Annotated in this window: 21 protein-coding genes and 1 pseudogene; 7 read left to right on the top strand and 15 right to left on the bottom strand. The window is 36.6% G+C overall.

Translation table 11 applies throughout. From position 1 onward, the window contains the following. Positions 1–88 precede the first annotated feature (88 nt). From R4Z10_RS07125 to R4Z10_RS07080, 10 genes are all read right to left on the bottom strand, one after another. Positions 89–1,027, bottom strand: a complete 939-nt coding sequence (locus R4Z10_RS07125; protein ID WP_338472506.1) for an alpha/beta hydrolase — start codon at positions 1,025–1,027, stop codon at positions 89–91. Between the two features lie 59 nt (positions 1,028–1,086). Further along, positions 1,087–1,746, bottom strand: a complete 660-nt coding sequence (locus R4Z10_RS07120; protein WP_338472505.1) for a hypothetical protein — start codon at positions 1,744–1,746, stop codon at positions 1,087–1,089. Positions 1,747–2,329: 583 nt separating this feature from the next. Next, positions 2,330–2,605 carry an adhesin gene (locus R4Z10_RS07115; protein ID WP_338472504.1) on the bottom strand — a complete coding sequence of 92 codons (276 nt, stop codon included), beginning with the start codon at positions 2,603–2,605 and terminating at the stop codon, positions 2,330–2,332. A 16-nt stretch (positions 2,606–2,621) separates the two neighbouring features. Then, on the bottom strand, positions 2,622–4,388 hold the full coding sequence (gene arsA, locus R4Z10_RS07110; protein ID WP_338472503.1) for an arsenical pump-driving ATPase: 1,767 nt from the start codon (positions 4,386–4,388) through the stop codon (positions 2,622–2,624). A 20-nt stretch (positions 4,389–4,408) separates the two neighbouring features. Then, entirely contained in the window at positions 4,409–4,774 is a 366-nt protein-coding gene (gene arsD / locus R4Z10_RS07105) for an arsenite efflux transporter metallochaperone ArsD (RefSeq protein WP_338472502.1), read from the bottom strand. A gap of 94 nt (positions 4,775–4,868) precedes the next feature. After that, complete coding sequence (gene arsC, locus R4Z10_RS07100) at positions 4,869–5,288, bottom strand: arsenate reductase (thioredoxin) (RefSeq protein WP_338472501.1); 420 nt, start codon at positions 5,286–5,288, stop codon at positions 4,869–4,871. 15 nt (positions 5,289–5,303) lie between these two features. Then, positions 5,304–6,599, bottom strand: a complete 1,296-nt coding sequence (locus R4Z10_RS07095) for an arsenic transporter (protein ID WP_338472500.1) — start codon at positions 6,597–6,599, stop codon at positions 5,304–5,306. 14 nt (positions 6,600–6,613) lie between these two features. Continuing rightward, positions 6,614–6,958, bottom strand: a complete 345-nt coding sequence (locus R4Z10_RS07090) for a metalloregulator ArsR/SmtB family transcription factor (RefSeq protein WP_338472499.1) — start codon at positions 6,956–6,958, stop codon at positions 6,614–6,616. Between the two features lie 273 nt (positions 6,959–7,231). Then, positions 7,232–10,324: an SMC family ATPase gene (locus R4Z10_RS07085; RefSeq protein WP_338472498.1), complete on the bottom strand. Its 3,093-nt coding sequence runs from the start codon at positions 10,322–10,324 to the stop codon at positions 7,232–7,234. A gap of 21 nt (positions 10,325–10,345) precedes the next feature. Then, positions 10,346–11,542: an exonuclease SbcCD subunit D gene (locus R4Z10_RS07080; protein ID WP_338472497.1), complete on the bottom strand. Its 1,197-nt coding sequence runs from the start codon at positions 11,540–11,542 to the stop codon at positions 10,346–10,348. Positions 11,543–12,365: 823 nt separating this feature from the next. On the opposite strand from R4Z10_RS07080, the gene R4Z10_RS07075 reads away from it, so the two are divergent. The 4 genes from R4Z10_RS07075 to R4Z10_RS07060 all read left to right on the top strand — a co-directional run bounded on the left by R4Z10_RS07075 (position 12,366) and on the right by R4Z10_RS07060 (position 14,605). Next, entirely contained in the window at positions 12,366–13,214 is an 849-nt protein-coding gene (locus R4Z10_RS07075; protein WP_338472496.1) for a mechanosensitive ion channel domain-containing protein, read from the top strand. 176 nt (positions 13,215–13,390) lie between these two features. Then, a complete protein-coding gene (locus R4Z10_RS07070) occupies positions 13,391–13,714 on the top strand; it encodes a hypothetical protein (RefSeq protein ID WP_338472495.1) in 324 nt (107 codons plus the stop codon). 370 nt (positions 13,715–14,084) lie between these two features. Further along, entirely contained in the window at positions 14,085–14,249 is a 165-nt protein-coding gene (locus R4Z10_RS07065) for a hypothetical protein (protein ID WP_338472494.1), read from the top strand. 161 nt (positions 14,250–14,410) lie between these two features. Next, positions 14,411–14,605 carry a YwbE family protein gene (locus R4Z10_RS07060; protein ID WP_338472493.1) on the top strand — a complete coding sequence of 65 codons (195 nt, stop codon included), beginning with the start codon at positions 14,411–14,413 and terminating at the stop codon, positions 14,603–14,605. Between the two features lie 199 nt (positions 14,606–14,804). Here R4Z10_RS07060 and R4Z10_RS07055 read toward each other — a convergent pair whose 3' ends face one another. The 3 genes from R4Z10_RS07055 to R4Z10_RS07045 all read right to left on the bottom strand — a co-directional run bounded on the left by R4Z10_RS07055 (position 14,805) and on the right by R4Z10_RS07045 (position 16,245). Continuing rightward, positions 14,805–14,942 (bottom strand): hypothetical protein, encoded by a 138-nt coding sequence (locus R4Z10_RS07055; RefSeq protein WP_338472492.1) that lies wholly within the window; start codon positions 14,940–14,942, stop codon positions 14,805–14,807. Between the two features lie 11 nt (positions 14,943–14,953). Continuing rightward, positions 14,954–15,202: a hypothetical protein gene (locus R4Z10_RS07050; RefSeq protein ID WP_338472491.1), complete on the bottom strand. Its 249-nt coding sequence runs from the start codon at positions 15,200–15,202 to the stop codon at positions 14,954–14,956. Positions 15,203–15,468: 266 nt separating this feature from the next. Next, positions 15,469–16,245: a TraR/DksA C4-type zinc finger protein gene (locus R4Z10_RS07045; protein ID WP_338472490.1), complete on the bottom strand. Its 777-nt coding sequence runs from the start codon at positions 16,243–16,245 to the stop codon at positions 15,469–15,471. A 906-nt stretch (positions 16,246–17,151) separates the two neighbouring features. Here R4Z10_RS07045 and R4Z10_RS07040 point away from each other — a divergent pair. From R4Z10_RS07040 to R4Z10_RS07030, 3 genes and pseudogenes are all read left to right on the top strand, one after another. Then, a complete protein-coding gene (locus tag R4Z10_RS07040; RefSeq protein ID WP_338472489.1) occupies positions 17,152–17,451 on the top strand; it encodes a hypothetical protein in 300 nt (99 codons plus the stop codon). Between the two features lie 73 nt (positions 17,452–17,524). Beyond that, positions 17,525–17,824 (top strand): annotated as a pseudogene (locus tag R4Z10_RS07035) (hypothetical protein); the annotation flags it as partial. After that, positions 17,800–18,072: a hypothetical protein gene (locus tag R4Z10_RS07030; protein ID WP_338472488.1), complete on the top strand. Its 273-nt coding sequence runs from the start codon at positions 17,800–17,802 to the stop codon at positions 18,070–18,072. The pseudogene R4Z10_RS07035 and the gene R4Z10_RS07030, both read left to right, overlap by 25 nt. 152 nt (positions 18,073–18,224) lie before the next feature. Here R4Z10_RS07030 and R4Z10_RS07025 read toward each other — a convergent pair whose 3' ends face one another. Continuing rightward, the gene (locus tag R4Z10_RS07025; protein WP_338472487.1) at positions 18,225–18,629 is read right to left on the bottom strand and encodes a RidA family protein; all 405 of its coding nucleotides are present in this window, start codon (positions 18,627–18,629) and stop codon (positions 18,225–18,227) included. A 327-nt stretch (positions 18,630–18,956) separates the two neighbouring features. Continuing rightward, a complete protein-coding gene (locus R4Z10_RS07020) occupies positions 18,957–19,661 on the bottom strand; it encodes a YetF domain-containing protein (protein WP_338472486.1) in 705 nt (234 codons plus the stop codon). Positions 19,662–19,757 lie beyond the last annotated feature (96 nt).

Genomic DNA, 19,757 nt, shown 5'->3' with positions numbered 1-19,757 from the left:
TGAAAAAGGCCATTCCTTACATTCACTTATACAGAGGCTGTCCCTTGGAACAATCCAATAAGACAGCCTCTTCCATTTATATTCGTCGTCACAGGGACGCCCCGAATTTAATGTTCATACAAATTTCCCTAAATGTTTCGGGCTTTTCGAAATGAACGTCATGAGCGGTGTTTTCGACCACAATCAATTTTTTATAGGGACTGTCGATTACGTCAATGTATTCTTCAGCTAAAGAGCAGGGGGTGATGTAATCATATTTTCCCATAACAAAATAAACAGGGATTTCTACTTTTTTTACTTGCTCTTTTAAGTTTATTTTTACTATTTCGTTTCTAAAATGTTTCGTCAAGTCATTAATCCCTTTCAGCCAACGATAAATATCTATCACTCTATAGTGCTCAGACGCTATCATTTCCTTGATGTCATCCCATACACTCGTCGTTTTTTGATAACGGAATCCGCCATATTGGTCAAGGACCTTTCTAAACTGGGCTGTTTTATAAAGGGAAGAATAAGGTGGAGAACCGAGCCTTAACAGTGTTTGATAATTGGAACGATGATGATGGAACTTTGCTTGTTTAAGTGCAAATTCATATCCTCTTATTTCTCCCTCTATCATATGAACGACCTGGCCGATTCCCATATAATATTGAAATAGCTCTGGATATTTTTCTACTGCCAAAAGTCCAATAATGGTGCCCCAAGAGTGGCCAACTAAGAAGATTTTCTTTTTATTAAAGCGTTCGATTAATCGTTGAGATAACACCTTAATATCTTCAACATATTGATGGATCGTCAAATTCCTTTTCGAGAATTTTTTATTGTAGCTTTTTCCTGAACCTCTTTGGTCCCAATCAACCACAATGAAATCATCTTCTAATTTCTCAAAATAACGATCCACACAATATATTTGTGCTGCTCCCGGCCCTCCATGTAAAAATAATAGAATCGGGTTATCCTCATTTTTCGTTCGAACATAAATCCACTGTTCAGAACCATTTATCTCAACCGTTTCTAACTTCTTCATTACACCCACCCCACTGCAAAACCCATTCTTCACTACTTATTTTACCATTATTCGAGGCGTCACTGTGACCGCGTTTTATTATCCGTTAAACACTCTTCTTCAGGCTTTATATTTATTAGTTTCCAGTTCTCATTTGCTACTTTCCGAAATTGGGCAATTTCAATATCCGTTCCATTTGTTAATGTAAAAAATACGAAACAATAATCAGCCCCATCATTTCCATAAAAATAAATGTTTTTTACATACCTATTTGTTATGGTTGGGTATCTTTTCTGAATTAACTTGCACCATTCTCCATATTTAATCTCTACAACCGCTTCACCATCATGACTCCACCCGTGGTAAGGGGCGCATAGAAAGTCCTCTTCCATTTTACTTAAATTTGATATTCGATACCCGTTTTTTTCGTAAACAAGTTGAATAAATCCGAAATAATATCCAAAATACTCAGCTCTTTTTCCCTCAAATCCTTCAATCGTTTCAATTTCATAAAAAAACCTAACTTCACCTTTTCGATTAGGCACTCGACAAAGCTTTATCAAACTCGTATGTCCGATTCCTGCAAACGATTGAATATAGTCTTCATAGCTTAATTTATTTTGATAGTCTTTAGACAAAAAGTTATAGGAAATTGGGAAGGGAATATGTGCTTGACCAACTGATCCACAACTTCGCCCACTCAGATTTTCGGCTTCTCGCAAAATGCTAAAATAGTTCAAAAGGGTATCTTCTGCTGAATTAGTCAATTCGGTGGTATTTGGATTCGATCATGCGTTTTATCATAATAAGGAGAAAAGAACTCCCAGGTATCGAACCTTAAATTCAAAGCTAGTGAGCAAGATGGACGGAAATATTTTTGATGATAGGCCGTTTTATCTGTTTGACTTCGTCGAAACATAATCATCACCCCCATTTAGTTTATGGGTGAATGTTGGATAAGTGAAAAACTATAGAGTTTTCCATCTCAATAACATTCATATTTCTTTCGATGAAAAAATACATATAATAGACTACTAAATCGACTTATCACTGAATTATAAAGTCAAACAAAGAAAAGAAGCCTATTAGACTTCTTTATTTGTGAAACTTGAGCGAACTAAAACCGCCTTGTTTTGTGCTACGATGTCTTAGGTGCGTCACTGCGTCGAATCGGCAAAAATAAAATCGAAGCCATTCAACGCTTCGTTTTATTTCTCTTACAAAGCTTTCTTTACATTTGTTGTCTTAAAGACATTTAAGTGAACCATTTCACATGTAAAAGATCATTTTTAATCCTCTAGAATTTGATCTTATTTATTGTTTTTAACAACAGCTACTTCCACCAATTAAAACTAATCTTGAACCATTTTTGCCTTCTTCTATATCTAAGGTTAATTCTTCGGTGCCTGTCACTTGTGAATCAAATGCCACTTTAATTCCATTAATAATCTCAATCTTATCCGTTTCCATCGGTGAACTTAAATTAATCGTAAATTCCGATCCACAACAGCCAGCAATAGAAGTAAGACGAATTCCTTCTTTTCCTTTTTCCTTTAAGAAATTTTCTAGAAGTTGTTTCGCATTGTCTGTAATGATCATTGAATTTCTCACCCTTTTATTGAATATAGTCTTTTAGCTTGTTATATCCGACCTTTTCTTCCGGTAACCAAGGAATAATCGCACACTTCTTAGCCTTGTTTTCATTGACTTCTTGGATCCATTCCTTTTCCGCTAACGCTTTTCCTTTTAAGATCGGATCGTTTGTATTTGTAGCAGATAAACTTTGATTAATTACCCACCATTTTGGATTTATAGCCGCCCGTCTTAAATCATCTTGTAATCTCGATGCTTCTAAAACAGGTGTAGCTTCTGCAAGTGTGACAATCACTACAGATGTTTCTTTTGGATTACGAAGTTGCGGCAATAGATTTTTAGCACTCTCAGGTACTTCTCCTGTTGACCTTTCGATTTCTCTACTATATGACTCTGATGCATCTAACAATAGTAAGGTATGCCCTGTCGGTGCTGTATCAATGACAACAATTTCATTTTCTGATTTTGCTACTACTTCTGCAAAGGCTTGAAAAATGGCAATTTCCTCTGTACAAGGGGATTCCAAATCCTCTTTCAAGTAGGACAGACCAGCTTCATCTAAGTCTTTGCTTGATTTAGCGATCACATCAGCTTTATATTTTTCAACTTCTATCTTTGGATTAATTCTACTAATGGTTAGATTTTGATTCTGTTGATCATTTTGAAATTGATACTCTAAATGTGCCGCAGGGTCGGTTGTGGTTAAATGAACACGATGTCCTTTTTCGGCTAGCCCTACCGCAATAGCAGATGCAACTGTTGTCTTTCCTACCCCACCTTTCCCCATCGTGAAGATTAGCTTTGAACCACTGCTCGAGAAATCCTCGATGACATCCTTTAATCCTGGAAGATTCACTGGCTGATTTTCCGTATCTGACGCACTAGTTGAAATTTCACATGGTTTAAACAAATTCCGAAGATTTTCCACACCTGTTAAAGAGTATGAAACATACGGTAATGAGTACGTAAGGGCCTCTCTTAAATGGTCAGGAATCCGCTCCAATGCATCTCTCTGACGTTGATAAAAAGCAGATGAAATTTCATCATCTTCATTATGATTTTGTAGAAGACCATTAATAATAAGCATTTGGTTTTTTATCCCAATTTCTTTGAGCTCTATTGCAGCACGATTTGCCTCCAAAAGAGCCGAAGTATCTGGTCTAGTTACTAATAGGAGTGTCGTTTTAGTTGGATCCGAAAGGGCAGATACCGCACTAGAATAAAGCTCTTTTTTATCTGCCAGCCCAGATAAAGGTCCTAAACAGGATGCACCGTGCGTACTCTCTTCTAAAAATCCATTCCAAGCCGTTGGAAGTTGTAACAGTCTTAACGTATGCCCAGTTGGGGCTGTATCAAAAATAATATGGTCGTATTGATTAACGATTTCACGATTTGTGAGAAACCCTGTAAATTCATCGAATGCGGCTATTTCGACTGTACAAGCACCTGATAATTGTTCTTCCATTGTGGCTACTACTGCTTCTGGAAACTTCCCCCGGTATGGACCAACAACACTTTCACGGTAGGCTTTTGCGGAAGCTTCAGGGTCAATGTTACTTACAAATAAATTCTCAACGGTCGGAACCCCTTTTGGCGCACTTGTTAACTCCATTCCAAATACATCTTGTAGATTGGAGGCAGGGTCTGTACTAATCAGCAAAACTTTTTTCCCACGATCTGCTAATGCCATCGCTGCTGCACAAGCTGTCGATGTTTTTCCTACCCCGCCTTTACCTGTTAAAAATAAGAATTGTGTACTAATATGAGTTGGATCGAATGATGGATACATGCTTTTTCCTTCTTTCCAAATTATTTAAGCTCATTTAAATTGAATGAAACTCGGGCTTTTGGTTTTTCATTTAATTCCTCTACTTTTACACCAAACCATTCTGCAAATTCTTCATTCGTTGGATAGCTTCCTACTTTTACTGTTTTTTCATTTAATAAAACAACGGGTAATGCATCAGGTCCTTTTTCTTGGAAAACACGAGTGATTTCATCGCTTTCAGCAAATTTATCAGGTTCACTTGTTAGTTGATATCGTTTAACATTAAAGCCTTTTTTTTCTAAGGAATAAATAGCAGTTGCTACTCTTACTAACTCCGGATCCACACTTGGTCCACATACTCCTGTTGAACAACACATTGCAGGATCGAAAATCTCTACTTTGGTCATGTTAAAACCTCCTATTTATTATTAAATAAGTTTTCACTTATTTATTTCGGATAAAGAAAACCAAGAAGAAACCCTCTTGGCTATTAAATTTGATTTATTCTCCTGTTTCGGCAAAACGTTTAATTCTATCACCAATTTCATCACGAACACGTTGGAAGAATGCCCACTTTTCTTCTTCTGTTCCTTCGGCTTTTGCTGGATCATCGAATCCCCAGTGTTCACGTTTCACGTGAGGTGGTGTCATCGGACATTTGTCGGCAGCATCCCCGCATAAAGTAACAACTAAAGTGGCATTGTTAAAGATCTCAGGATCAATGATATCGGATGTTTGATGGGATATATCAACCCCAGCTTCCTCCATAGCCTTTACCGCATTCGGATTTAATCCATGTGCCTCAATGCCGGCACTTTTTACTTCCCATTCATTTCCTAGATATTTCTTTGCCCAACCTTCTGCCATTTGGCTTCTGCAAGAGTTGCCTGTACATAAAAAATAAATTGTTTTTTTAGACATGGGATATTTCTCCTTTTAGTATAGTAATAAGGTTAGGTATAGACCTAGCAATGTAATAAATAGAATTGGGATGGTTAAAACAATCCCTGTTTTGAAATAGGTTCCCCATGAGATTTTAACCCCTTTTTGAGATAAAACATGGAGCCACACTAACGTAGCCAATGAACCGATTGGGGTAATTTTTGGACCCAAGTCAGATCCAATGACATTGGCATATATGAGCGCTTCTCGGATCGTGCCGGATGTACTCGTTTCTGCAATCGCTAAAGCATCTATCATTACAGTAGGCATATTGTTCATCAAGGATGATAAAAATGCTGCAATAAAACCCATTGATATGGTTGCAATGAATAACCCTTGTTCGGCAGCTGCTTGGATGACACTAGCTAACGAATGTGTCAACCATGCATTTCCTAATCCGTATACCACTACATACATTCCGATTGAGAAAAATACAATATTCCATGGTGCCCCTTTAATCACTGTTTTTGTGTTAACAGCATGACTTTTTTTGGCCATGATTAAAAAGAAGATCGCCACCGTTCCTGCAACAATTGATACAGGAAGGTTCATGAATTCACTAGTAAAATAACCGATTAAGAGGATTCCAAGAACAAACCATGAAAGACGAAACATTTTCAGATCCCTGATGGCTTCTGATGGCTTCTTTAATTTAGATAAATCGTATGTTTTCGGGATATTCTTATTGAAATATAGTAACAATACGGTAATGGTTGCTATCAATGAAAATAGGTTTGGGATGATCATTCTCGAAGCATATTCTACAAATCCAATCCCAAAGAAATCAGCAGATACAATGTTAACTAAATTACTTACTATGAATGGTAATGAAGTAGTATCTGCAATAAATCCACTTGCCATAATAAAAGGAAAGATCATTTTGTCTTTAAAATTTAAGTTCCGAACCATTGCAAGTACAATTGGTGTCAAAATAAGAGCTGCCCCATCATTGGCAAATAGAGCTGCCACAATGGCTCCTAAAATACTTACATAAACAAACATTTTAATCCCATTGCCTTTAGCAGCCCGAGCCATATGGAGGGCAGCCCACTCGAATAATCCTATCTCATCTAATATTAAGGAAATAAGAATAATCGCAACAAACGATAAGGTTGCGTTCCACGTAATGTCGATTACCTCTATGACATCACTAAATCCGACAACTCCTACGATAAGGGCAAGAACCGCTCCGCCAATTGCGGACCAACCAATGTTCAATCCCCTCGGCTGCCAGATTACTAAAATAAGTGTTGCTAAAAATATAACTGATGCGAGTATTGCGGTTGTCACTGTACTAACCTCCATTAATCACACGAGATGCGTAATCCCTGTTCTTCTAGTTCTTTTACTTTAAAGTCTTGGTTAGGAATATATTGCAACAAGCTATGGACTAAAGGATAGTAGTCGTTATCCCTATTCAATGAATAGATGACCCATTGTCCTTTTTTTGTTTCTTGGACTAATCCAGCATCTTTCAACTTTCGAAGATGTTGACTAATAGAAGGTTGACTCATTTTAAAGAGTCCAACAAAATCACAAACACAATAATCATTGGTGTCCAACATTTTTATCATGGTTAATCTTGTTTTTTCACCTAATAATTTTAAGATTGTTGCCGCATTTTCCAATTCAATTGTCGATAATTGCACCAAAACACCTCCTAGATTCAACTAAGTATTAGACATCGTATCTCGCTTATATAATCATTCGCTTATATATTATTATACTTATATACTGATTACAAGCATTGGTTTATGAATGTTTAGTGAAAAATAATGTCAAAAAAAACATTCCATTAATTTTTTCTATAAAGTTATTCATTCGGGGCGTCACTGTGACGAAGCGGACCCTTACTAATTAAGGCAAACAAAAAAACGAAGTTATATTACACTTCGTTTTTTTGTAAAAATGAAGGCATAACGTTATTTAATAAAAAATTTTGATTTACTAAATCCTTCCTTCATCTTGTTCACTTCTAAAATAGCAGGAATGGCGTTCTTTAATTCTTGAACATGGGAAATAATCCCAATCATCCGCCCAGATTTTTGTAAATCGATTAACGTATCGATCGCCTTTGCTAAGGACTCCTCATCTAAGGAACCAAATCCTTCATCAATAAACATCGTTTCAATGGATACTCCCCCTTGGAAACTTTGAATGACATCTGCCATTCCTAGCGCAAGGGATAAAGAAGCATTGAACTTCTCTCCGCCAGATAATGTTTTTACGTCACGTGTTTGCCCTGTGTAGGAATCATACACATCTAGGCCAAGGCCGCTTTGTTTCCCTCTCGTCTCTTGACGTTCACTACGTTGCAGTAAAAATTGACCGTTTGATAATCGTTTCAGTCTTTCATTAGCTGCTACGATAATTTGCTCGAGAAATTCAATTTGTAAATACCGTTCAAAGGAAATTTTACACTGGTTCTGACCTCGAATCACATCATGTAAATCGGTTACTACATTTAGACGATTTTCCAATTGGGTAACACGATCATTGGCATCGTTTATTTTCTCTAATAATGTTGCTATTGTCTGTAAACATTGTTGGCATTGTCTCAATCCTTCTTGAGCTTTTTCATAATCATTTTTCAAACCAACAAGTTCAGCTTGTAATGCTTCCAAATCTACCTTATTTTTATCCTGCAAACTTTCTATAAGCTCTTTAATCTGTTGGGTTAACGTTGCAACCTGTTGATGATAACCTTCAATTTCCGCCTTTAATTGACTCTGGAGGTCTTCCGTCATTTTTGCTTGGCGGTAACTGTCCTCATCTGAAAATTGAGCTTGTAGCAAAGCATCTACAAATTGTAGCTCAGCTTTGTCCTTTTTCGTCCTATTTTCACTAAGCTGTGACTTCGCATTTTCCAAGTTTGCTTTTGTCTTTGTTTCTTCATTTTTGGCAGTCTGTAACTGTTCTTGAGCTGCTTTCCAAGCCCTTTCCAATGCATCTTTAGTCGCTTGTAATGCTCTTATCTCTTCTTGGATTATCGTTAACTTTCTTAATTCCTCTGGGATCCGGTCAATCTGGGCTAGATAAACAGCCTTATTTGCTTCAAAAGCTGTATTCCGCTTTTGATAGTCATTCATTTTTTCCTCATATTGCTTTTCAACTTGCTCAAGTTCGGATTGTTTGTTTTCAAGATCCCCTTTCAACTCGGCAAGTTTTTCTTTTTCTATATTTAACGAATCTACTTCACTCTTTAAACGTTTCCCTTGTGAAACAATTAGCTGGTAGGCATTGGGAGCTTCCTCCTGGGATACACCTAGTTCAACCACTTCTGCTAATTTCATTTCCAGCTGTTCTTTATTCGTTTCATATTTTGCAGCCACTTTCCGGTAGTCATCTTCTTTTTCGTTAAAAGTACGTTTTGCGGTTTCCAGGTCTTCTTTCGTTGGAACCGTTTCATGACTTTGAGCTTTATTCGGATGTTCCTCGCTCCCACAAACCGGACACGGTTTTCCATCATGCAAGTGTGCAGCAAGAATAGTCGCCTGGCTATTTATCCATGCAGACTCCAATGCCTCATACTGTTCCTTCACTTTTAGATATTCCGCTTTTTTCTCTTTGGCATCCTGCTCCATTTGAACGAGCATTTCATTCGTTTTCAAGTAATCTTGTAAAACCTTTACTTGATCCCGTAACTCTATTAGTTTCTGTTGTTTAGATGGCAATTCGTCCACTTTTTTATCAATCTCTTTAATATCTAGGTTAAGCTTCAAAAGCGCATCTTTCTGTATTTGTTTATTTTTTTGAATTCCTTCAAGTTCTTTTGCTCGTTTTTTCAATTGAACACTTTCGTTTTTTAGTTCGGTTTCTTTCTGATCCAACTCTTGAACTAGTGGTAAAAGCTCGTGGTATTTGTCGAGCTGTTTCCCAACCTTTTCCCGTTCAACGCCACGACTCTCTTCCTTTTGATAATGGGCTTCTGCATTTTGTAGTTGTGTTACTGATTGACCATACGCCGTTTTAGCGTTTTCTACCTTCGCTTCCTTCTCTTTGACATCCTTCCGCCAATCATTCACCTGTATTTCAAATGATTCAATTTTACTTGCCCGTTCCGCATTTTCAAGCTTTATTTCTTTCTCTTTAAAAAATGCTTTCTCGTTTGCAAGTACAGTTAATAGATTCTCTTTTTCCTCTAGCTTTTTAAATTCTGCATTGACACTTTCAGCCTTGTGAAATTCTTCAAGTTTCTGATTATAAGCTGTCCCAGCCGATTCTTCTTTTTTCTTATGATCCTCAATCGCTTTTTCGTAAAAAAGTGCCTCTTCTTCTAGTCCAGTTAAAACTTGATAAGGATTATAGTTTTCTTGAAGCAGAGTCTTAAATAACTTAGAATCCTCTCGCGTTGGAAGAGTTGCTTCAATATCAGCAATATAACGATCCCGCGCATTTTTTTCTGCTTTACAGGCGTCCTCAGCATGTTGTTTCTTTTGTTTTAATTGCTGACTAATTAGCGTATAGCGCTCCGTTTTAAAGATTTTACGCAGAATCTCTTCTTTATTTTCCGTCTGTGAGGTTAATAGTTTGCGGAACTCCCCTTGTGGAAGCATCACGATCTGAATAAACTGATCTTTCGTTAATCCCACTAACTCTTCTACTTTTTTATTAATTTCTGACACAATCTGTCTGTCTACACATGGAACTTCGTAATCATCCTTGATTTCATAAAACTCATATTGCTCCCCAGTTGCCGTTTTATTTCCCTTTTTTACATGAGAAAGCTGCCTCTTAATACGATAATGGTGTTTACGAAGTTCAAACACTAACTCGACTGAAGTATGTCTATCATCATCCGCAAAGTCACTTCGTAAACCCTTCGTCTCACTGCGGTCTTCCCCACTAGCCGTTCCATATAGGGCAAAGCAAATGGCATCAAAAATGGTTGTTTTTCCGGCACCAGTATTTCCAGAAATCACAAATAACGTATTATCTTCTAGCTCTCTAAAATCAATGACTTCAACATCTTTATATGGTCCAAAAGCGGTCATCGTCAATTTTATCGGTCTCATACTTTCATTCCTTTCTTTGCCCTATTGTTTTGTTGCTGCTACTTCTTTAACTGACTTTTTTAATTCCTCATGTTCATCAACCAATAATTCCTGAAGCACTTCTTTAAAGATCATTTCCGTTTCTTCGGTTACAGGAGTATTTTTGACTTCTTGATAGAAGGCTCTGAACAATGATAGATCATCCATTTTTTGCCGAGCTACTTTTTCTCCGGAGACTTCTTTGTTTTCAGTTGGTAACACGATATTTCTCTCAACATGCATCGCATTTGGATATACGGTACGGACCTTTTCCATCGGAGACAAAATCGGTGTTTCATCTAACAGTCGAACGAAGACATAATCTTCATTAATCGGATGTTTTAAAAGGTCATCCATCGTTGCCTCCACTCTTCTCATGTCACGAATAGGAGTTAACAATTTCTTTTCAATCGTTGCCGTTCCATGTTTATCTAAATTCACGACATAATAGCCTTTTTTATGTTTTTCCTCTGAAATGGAGTATTTAAGTGGCGAGCCTGCATACCGGATCGTTTCATTTAGTACGAAATGAGCTTGGTGCAAGTGTCCAAGTGCCGTATAATGGAATTTATTAAAAACATTGGCTTCCACATATTCCGAACCACCAATCGCGATGGGACGTTCAGAATCACTTGTATTTTCCTGTTCTTCTCCATAAGGAGTGACAAAAGCATGTCCAACAAAGACATGTCGAGCATTCGGATCCATTTCAGATTCTATCTTTTCAATCACTTTTCTCATCGCATCATTATGTGTTCGAATTTCCTCATCTTCCAATATATGACGAACTACACTTGGATCAGCAAACGGGATTAAATGAAAGTGAACTTCTCCAAACTCATCTTCCAATACGACTGGCTTTTGATTTTTTGATAGATTTCCAATGATATGATACCCATTCGCTTTCATGATCTTGCTGCCAAAATCTAGACGACTCGGACTGTCATGGTTCCCTGCTATCGCTAAAACCGGTGTCTTCAGTTTGAGAATGATCGTTTCTAGCACTTCATCTAGTAAATTGACCGCTTCTGTTGGCGGGACTCCGCGATCATATAAATCGCCCGCAATAATAACAGCATCAGGCTTTTCTTCTTCGACCGCTTTTATAAATTCCTGAAGAATATAGCGTTGATCTTCTGTCATATAAATCCCTTGAACCAATTTACCTAAATGCCAATCAGCCGTATGAAAAAACTTCATGCCTTTTCTCCACTTCCTTTTCATCGCTTATTATTTTAGTGAATCGATCTATTTTTTTATCGCCAAATCATTTTATTTTTCCATTATCTCATCTTAACCTTTTGATCTATCTTTGTTTCAATTTCTCTATGTCTACTATTTTTAAAAATCCATTTCTTCTATTATACCATCTATCATTGAACTAGCTTGTCGTTCATTTAAGTGAAAACTTTCCAAATGAAGTGATGTTTGATGCTTGCTTTATTTTAAAGATAAAACTACGGATTTCATTTTATAATTGGGAAATCCTTTTAACATAGAAGTAAGCCAAAACAGTCAAGACATATATATAAAGTGAAGCTTCCAACTGTGGGCGTTTTCTTTCATCTCCAACTGATGGTTAGTCACGCAGAGCCAGATTGATTTATCTAAGGGCTAAAGCCCAAAGATAAATCTTATTTCACAAATCGAGCTTTACGGGCCGTTAGATCCCTCACCTGTCTTCTTTAATTATAGAAATTTGAGGTGGAGGTCTTACTGCCCGTTAAGCCTGATAAAGTAGCATGTTTTGTATTTCTAGAGTCATTACCTATTCAAAAATCGTATGAGTATGGCGCCTTTCAACAAGAAGCTGTGACTAAATTTCCTCATTGACCTTTCTCTTTATATCTTTTAATATTCATTCAGCAGCGAAAAACACATGATTTGAAATATAATTGCATACCTCAAGAAACACGGAGAGAGCCTCTTGTTTTAAGAGAACCTTAAGATTGTTGGTAAAAGGAAGATTTTTTCCTTATTTATCGTTCCGATTGTATCTGAAAAAAGTGGGAGTTGATAGTAGATGTTTTTCTCGGAAATGTTTCAGGAGTTGCCTTTAAAAATTTTAACCGTAGCACTACTGATTTTACTTACGGTTTATTTGATCCGTAAGTCCATCAAGATTTTCTTTGATAAAACGAGCTTCTTGGATGAAAATCGGGAAGAGACATTGATGCATTTCACCAACCAGGTGACAAAGGTATTGGGACTTGCATCCTTTTTGATCTATATGCTTAGCCATTTTTTCGAACTAGAAAAGTTTATTACTGGTTCTGTTGTGTTAGCAGGTGCCTTAGCATTAATCTTCCAGCACATCATTAGGGATTATATTATGGGCCTGACCTACTTGTTTGAGCGCCAAATCCATCACGGGGATGAAGTCATAATCAATGGAAACCGTCAAGGAAAAATAGAAGAAATCAGCATGCGCCACCTAAAGATTCGTCAATATGACGGCTACCTTTATACGATTTCCTATAGTAGCATCACGGAATTTCAGAACGGAAACCGGGGAATGCGCCGGGTAAACGAAAGCCTCGTTCTCAACTATAGGCAAAATCCGGACGATGCCTTTAAGGTAATGGAGGAAGTGGCACAAACATGTAACGAGAAATATGGGGAATACCTGTTAAAGGATGGGAAAGGCGTTCCCGTAGAAAGCTTCAAATTCAACCAAATCACCGAACTGAATGTGGACTTTAAGGGTCACCGGTATTCATTAACAGGTCTTGTGAAGGAAGCGGACTTCACGGAAGCAAGTAAAAAAGTGCGATATGAATTGGCGGTGGCTGCCTATAAGAACAACTTGATGATGGCTGAGAGCGGAGAATTAGAATTCAAGAAAACGGGTAATCCACAATTTTCATTGTAAGCAGAACAACGAATCCCTTTATTAACTCGAAAATATACCAATCTTTAGAAAGGTAGAGGCAAAAAATTATCAATTTTTTGCATGAAATCAAAATGTAAATATTATGTAACAACAATACGGTTGCAGTCCGTTATTTTAAAGGATAAACTATATTCACAATTTGAGGAGTGGAATAAGTGAAAACAGTAACCGTAAATAAACTAAAATTCAAGAAAAAATTATCCATGTATGAGCAATATCTAATCAAAGACTTCCTATTTCAATGGATTGGACAACCAACAGAAGGATTGGATGATGTTCTGCCACTTGATTACACAGAAGACGTCTTTGCAAAGATGGAGGCAAGAAAAGAAACAGTATTCCTTATTAACAAGGATGAACATTTTAGATATGCGACAATTACAGAAGATGAGCAATTTGTTATCGGTTTTCTAAATTGGAATCAAGAGTTACAGCATAGATTCATATATCTAAACGAGTTTAGTAAAGTAAGCACTTAATGGTGCTTACTACTTAACTTATTCTTGCAATTTATAAAGTTCCCCTTTAGCGTCTAACTTCCTCTATCCATTTGTTGTTTTATATGAAATCTTATTTTTATTGCCTTTATTGGCAATACATGAATTGAATTTTTTCAAGGTCATTTAGTAAGAGGCTAACTTCCTCTTGACTCAACCGTACGAGCAATTGATCATATAAAGTGTTAACTTGACCATCTATGTCATCCCGATGTTTTATTAAATAATCATAAAGACTCTTGAACTGACTGTCACTTATCGTTGATTGTGCGGTGAAAGATTTTACTTTTGTAAGGAAAATTCGTTCATATGTTCATCAAACTCTCCCGAAATAATATTCCCCGTTAACAACATGGATGATCACTCCTATTCAATTTGTTCTGTTAGTTTATCCAAAATACCAAATCTATATAAAGACGACTTCTCGCTAGCAAAATCTGCATCGAAAAACCGTCCTTTAACTGAAAAGATTGGGACAGAAAAACAACATGAAATCCCTTTTAATAAGCATGATTAATTATTTAGCAATACTCTCTCTTATTCTTCTTTATAACCTATTCCCAATTAGCCTCAATATTTTTCCTCATCTTTGCAAACATGAGAGGAATTCGCTAGAATCGTGAATATGTTAAGCAGTTACCAAAGAAAACAAAATGAGTTTGAAGGGATGCGCATACAATGTCAGGAACGATTAGAGAGAATATTAAACTAGGTATGAAAGTAAAGGTCGTCCAAAAACAAGACCAGCGAACAGGAAAATTAACAGAAGGAACAGTAGCAAAAATATTAACCAAATCGCCTAATCATCATCATGGAATTAAGGTCATGTTAGAAAACGGAATCGTAGGTAGAGTAAAAGAAATCGAAAAATAACTAGTTTGAAGCTCTTCTAACAATTAGGAACCTATGAAGTACAAGCTACTAAAGTTACGGGATTCTATACAAGGATCCCTCCTTTATTCGTTAGGTATACTTTAATATATAGTACATGTGTTCGTATATAGATAAAACTTATTTTTCAGAAAAATAACACCCGAACTCACGACTGAAGTCATAAGTGTGCGGGTGTTATTTAACCGTATAGAAATGATTGATATCCTTTTGTTAGACTATTAACCTGTAAGAGCGATCGTAACTGTTGGCGGCTTTTTTCATTTAGTTCCATGTTTGCTGCAGCTACTACCGGATTTAAACATTCATTCTTTTTCATCCGTTTCCTCTTTAAATCCTTGATACTTTCAGTTTAAACATCACACTGTTTAAAACCTCATTTTTGTATGTTTGCAACAAAGCCGGTTTCATATTAAACTTTTTGAAATAGCGATCCATTTGTCGGTGTAAGTATTGGACAATATCATCTTTATGGAGCAGCTTATTCTGCATCATTTTTTCTTTAATATCAGCTGTAACCTTAAAGGTAAATCGAATAATTGAGTATTCCGTCCTTCCACAATATTCATGTAAGCCCATTCATATCCTCCTTTTCTAAATATAGAAATAATCGAATTGTAGTCTTGATATACCCTATTATTCTTGTAAATAAACCAACAAAACGTTTTTTATATTAAAATTTTGCTAGTGGTTGAATATATTTCTTCCCCGTTTGAAAATCCTTTTTATCGTAAAAAAAAGCTTTTAAAAACAAAAAGCACCGCAGATAGCAGTGCTTTTTGATATGAATTTTACATGTTTAATAAAAATTCCGTTTTGCAACAAAAATCCGAACCCTAACCAAATTATTCAGTATTTGTATTCTTATCCTCTACTTTATCTTCTAAATAGCTGTCTCTCCTTTTATATGGGATATCTCCAAGTTTCGATTCAATCCCTTCGTTATCTAGCAATTCCTCGTATTCTTCCATTTTTCTGGACGGCAGAACGACCTTTTCCTGTCCAGTGATGTCTGTAGCAGAATAACTTTCATAATCCTCCGTATAAGATTCTTCGTTTTTGCCTACATTATAGAGTTCATTATAGCTGCCATAATCCCCAACGAGATCTGATGGAGTTTCAGAGGTACCAAACCTGGCGACTTCCTCAAAACTATCATGAGGGTCGATAACCCCATGTTGAGAATCCTGCCTAAAGGAATTAGACTGCGTTCCCATTAAAGGACCTTCCTCAATTGGACCAAGATCTGCATCTGATGTTTGTGGAGCGTGATTTACACAATGCAAAGTTGAAGGTAGAACCTCTAGCCGTTCAAAAGGAATTTCTTCTTCACAAACCTGACACTTTCCATAGGTTCCCTTTTCAATGGCATCCAATGCCTGATTTATTTTTGTAAGCTCTTTATCCTGGTGTTCATCTAATGTAATTTCTCGTTCCCGATCAAATAATTCTGTTCCAAGGTCAGCAGGATGATTGTCATATGCCGATAATTCATCGACTGTTTCTCTTAGGCTTTCATCGTTATCATTGTATTTACTGTTCAGATTTAATTGGCCTTTAATTGCCTGTTTATCTTCCTTCAGTCTCTTTTTTAATGTATCAAGCTGATTTGTAGACAACATAATTATTCACATCCTTTTAATATCTTTCCAAATCTATCCTCTCCACTACCTGCTAAATAACGGATGGAAACTCGGTTTTCGCAAGGTCTTCATCTTCACTTTTTTTAGAAACGAAGGTGGAGTAGTTAGAATGGCAATCAATCTTTTACGTAAATACCCTTTCTGCGGAATATAAAAACCTGATACGAAGATGAGGTTGATCTGTCTTATTAGAAGAATAAATGAATTAATTTGGATATCGTCTTTTATAAATCAAATCCCTTTTCTAAAAAACTCTATGCAACATTCATTCATTTTCTGACAACGAAAGCTAAATCCTCCAGCTTTTTCTCCATTACTCTTGGGAAAATATGTAGAAAAATTAAATAAAATGGAAATGAAATCTATGTTAATAATTAAAATAAACGGGGAAGACAAACTACAGAAGATTAAATTAAGTTACCTTGGAAAATAGTGTATACATGCATATTTTTGAATCAATAATCGATTGGGGGACGATTAAAATGAGAATTTATAAATCTGAATGGATTTTACTTAGCAAGGAGATCAAGTTAAAACTAATTCGTTTAGCTGTTTTGGAAAACAAAATGAAATCTCTTAAAACAATAAATTCTCCTCTGCTCAAATGACATGAGGTTCATTAGCTTTCTCCGCCCATCCTCTATCCTTTAGGGTGTTTATGATAGCCAATAAAGCCAGACTTCCATCAGTAGGAGTTCTTCAACCCCACTGAGGAAAGCTTAAGGCCATAGATGCTGGTCACACTGGCTTATTTAGCCTGTACTCACATTCAGAGCTTTCAAAGACACCCCTCTTCACCGTTTTTTGATTTTAATAAATTCCATGTTTACGTCATAACATTATGGTAATTATAAGAAGAACAATAAAGGAAAGAGGGTTCAATCATTGCCTTACATTTATAATTTATACAGTAGTGAACAGATGGGCTTTTCTCAGTCATACCATATTCAAAGCGACTTGCCTCCACATAGGTTTCGAGCCATCATGATGGAGTTTCGTCGAGGGAGAAATGGGAGTGCAGAGGCCTTCGTTCAATTTATGAAAGAACAATTCCCTGATCATCTCTCCCTGTTTGAGTATGATGATGTCGTTCAGTGGGAGGCCGATCAAGAAAACTCCGTTATTCTCGCTAACTTATTAGAGCAAAATGGCGTAACTTTAGATGACCTGACCTCGTCACAGTGACGCCCCGAATAAGTATAAAAGATGGTTATTAAGGAAAGATACGAAAAACGGATTTTCTATCAGGTGAAACATAATGAACAATTATAGTAATGACAATACAGCAAGAAGGTATCGAGCTCACGTTAGCACCCTTGGGACCACCCAAATTCATCTTCGAAATCCCTATATTATTGCTTGGTGGAGTGCTGCTTTCCCTGGTTTTGGACACCTCCCCCTATCCAAATATATACGAGGCTTTGTATTGTTTATTTGGGAAGTCGTCATTAACTTACAATCAAATGTTAATTTAGCCATGATTTATTCATTTCAAGGAGAAATTGAAAAAGCCAAAGACATTTTGGATACTAGATGGTTATTAATTTATATTCCCGTTTAGCGAGTATTGGATTTAAGCTGGCATTAGGGCCAATCTATTGGGGGTTAATCGGTGCAGCTGTAGGATTTATCATTGGACTTGTCATTCGCCTTTTGACTGAAAAAGTTGGAAAAAAGAAACGTAGGCGGTTAAAAGGTTGCCATTCTGAAATTATTGTTATTGTCGATTGTGAGGAGTCTCAAGGAGAAGTGGTTGAGAACATTTTGTTTAAACACTTCGCTTTAGGTGTAGCAAAAGTAAAGTAACTAAGAAGGGTCATTAAGTGGAAATCTCGTATTTTTAGCATTTAGAATGGTCCAACACTTGTCCCTTCCCTTCCATCATCCTTATAGAAGGATAAGTTCGGATTTTTTTTGGAGCATCTGTTTAATCATAAAACAGATGCTCCTTTTGTTCATTATTCATCCATAACCACGGTTGCTTCAATTTCTATTAAAAACTCAGGTGAAGCCAGGCCTGTTACTCCAATCAAGGTTTGCGCTGGAGGAGGAACATCACCAAAAAACTCTGCTGTCACCGCTCCAATGATTCCATAATCATGGGGACGGGTTGTAAATATAGTGGTTTTGACAACATGATCCCAGGTAGCCCCGATTTCGTTCAGCGTATGTTGAATATTTTGGTAGACCATATTTGTCTGTTTAGCAAGATCGTTGACCCCGACAACTTGGAAGTCTTTATCCCATGCTAATTGACCTGATAGAAAAGCAATCTTTTTCCCTTTAGGAATAACAACATGGGAAAACCCAATCGGATCATGAATCTTACTAGGATTAATAATTTCTCTGAATTTACTTTCCATTAAAAAAACCTCCTCAAAAAAATTCATTTAAATGGCCCTCGTCCATTATCAAGCTAGTATGCGATCACTTATATCATATATAATTTTCATGTAGCAAATCAAAACTTAAGGCCCTTCGAGATATCTGCTCATGACTTCTTCTCTATCTTACAGAAAATAAGGATCGATGTAAGGAACGGGATTGAATAGGAGGATGTTCTATACAGAGTATGTTGAGGGTGTGATGAAAAGTATTTTGTCCTGTTATCAGCAGGGACAGCAGAAAAAAATATATCTGTCCCCCGATTTCTTAGAGGGACCCCTATTTAATTGAAGGTTCAATCTTCTTCATCTATATAAGAAGATTTTTAACTGATCGCTCTTATCGATTGTGGCTAATAATACGTCTTCCAGTACCACATTATGATACGTTTTTAAGGTAGATCGAAGCCAGCTTTCCTCTTTTCCTACTTGCTGCAGGATGGACTTTTCTATATCCCCCTCTCTTACAACAATTTTTGGAAAATCAAACGGTTCTGTCACCATATTTAAATCACCTCGGGTAACCGCTTGATAATTAGGGCTGACAAAAAACGAAATGGTTCCATCCGGTTCCCATAAGGCTAACGAAAGTTTTTTTAGATCATCAATCTTTTCTTTTCTAGCCTCTGACAATATGTAATCCACTGAAATTCTTGCTTTCGATAAATTTTTATAAATAAATTGCCCATTTTTAACTAGCGGGAGTGGATTAGGCAAAACGAATTTCCTTAAAGATTTTGATTTTAATACGATGAAAACACTTGATACATACAAAATAACGAGTACCCCCATCGTAATCATCGATCCTTTTAAGCCTAAACCTTCGTCTGACAAAGGATGCGCGACAATGTTGCCAATGACAACGGCAATCGTAAAATCGAGCAAATTTAGCTGCGAAATAGATCGCTGTCCCATTAATTTTGCCATAATTAGCATAAAAAAATAGCCCACTACTGCCCTTAAACCCCATTGGATGGCCGTAAGTGTTTCTTGACCATGAAAAAATTCCATTTTACCTTCTCCCTTTGCAGATAAATTAATGATAGAGACACGGATAATATGCCCAATAAGGAATAGCCTGATTACCACTCTTAACAAAACATTCGC

Source organism: Niallia sp. XMNu-256 (genome assembly GCF_036670015.1).
In the GTDB taxonomy this organism is placed as follows: domain Bacteria; phylum Bacillota; class Bacilli; order Bacillales; family Cytobacillaceae; genus Bacillus_BD.
The sequence above is the reverse complement of the archived record's forward strand: the minus strand, read 5'-3'. Positions and strand labels throughout refer to the sequence as shown.

Bases quoted from the DNA above. Each gene is read 5' to 3' on its own strand.
- R4Z10_RS07125 (WP_338472506.1), bottom strand. From the start codon at position 1,027: ATGAAGAAGTTAGAAACGGTTGAGATAAATGGTTCTGAACAGTGGATT.
- R4Z10_RS07115 (WP_338472504.1), bottom strand. From the start codon at position 2,605: ATGATCATTACAGACAATGCGAAACAACTTCTAGAAAATTTCTTAAAG.
- arsA (WP_338472503.1), bottom strand. From the start codon at position 4,388: ATGTATCCATCATTCGATCCAACTCATATTAGTACACAATTCTTATTT.
- arsD (WP_338472502.1), bottom strand. From the start codon at position 4,774: ATGACCAAAGTAGAGATTTTCGATCCTGCAATGTGTTGTTCAACAGGA.
- arsC (WP_338472501.1), bottom strand. From the start codon at position 5,288: ATGTCTAAAAAAACAATTTATTTTTTATGTACAGGCAACTCTTGCAGA.
- R4Z10_RS07085 (WP_338472498.1), bottom strand. From the start codon at position 10,324: ATGAGACCGATAAAATTGACGATGACCGCTTTTGGACCATATAAAGAT.
- R4Z10_RS07080 (WP_338472497.1), bottom strand. From the start codon at position 11,542: ATGAAGTTTTTTCATACGGCTGATTGGCATTTAGGTAAATTGGTTCAA.
- R4Z10_RS07075 (WP_338472496.1), top strand. From the start codon at position 12,366: ATGTTTTTCTCGGAAATGTTTCAGGAGTTGCCTTTAAAAATTTTAACC.
- R4Z10_RS07065 (WP_338472494.1), top strand. From the start codon at position 14,085: ATGGATGATCACTCCTATTCAATTTGTTCTGTTAGTTTATCCAAAATA.
- R4Z10_RS07060 (WP_338472493.1), top strand. From the start codon at position 14,411: ATGTCAGGAACGATTAGAGAGAATATTAAACTAGGTATGAAAGTAAAG.
- R4Z10_RS07055 (WP_338472492.1), bottom strand. From the start codon at position 14,942: ATGAAAAAGAATGAATGTTTAAATCCGGTAGTAGCTGCAGCAAACATG.
- R4Z10_RS07050 (WP_338472491.1), bottom strand. From the start codon at position 15,202: ATGGGCTTACATGAATATTGTGGAAGGACGGAATACTCAATTATTCGA.
- R4Z10_RS07045 (WP_338472490.1), bottom strand. From the start codon at position 16,245: ATGTTGTCTACAAATCAGCTTGATACATTAAAAAAGAGACTGAAGGAA.
- R4Z10_RS07030 (WP_338472488.1), top strand. From the start codon at position 17,800: ATGGTTATTAATTTATATTCCCGTTTAGCGAGTATTGGATTTAAGCTG.
- R4Z10_RS07025 (WP_338472487.1), bottom strand. From the start codon at position 18,629: ATGGAAAGTAAATTCAGAGAAATTATTAATCCTAGTAAGATTCATGAT.
- R4Z10_RS07020 (WP_338472486.1), bottom strand. From the start codon at position 19,661: ATGGAATTTTTTCATGGTCAAGAAACACTTACGGCCATCCAATGGGGT.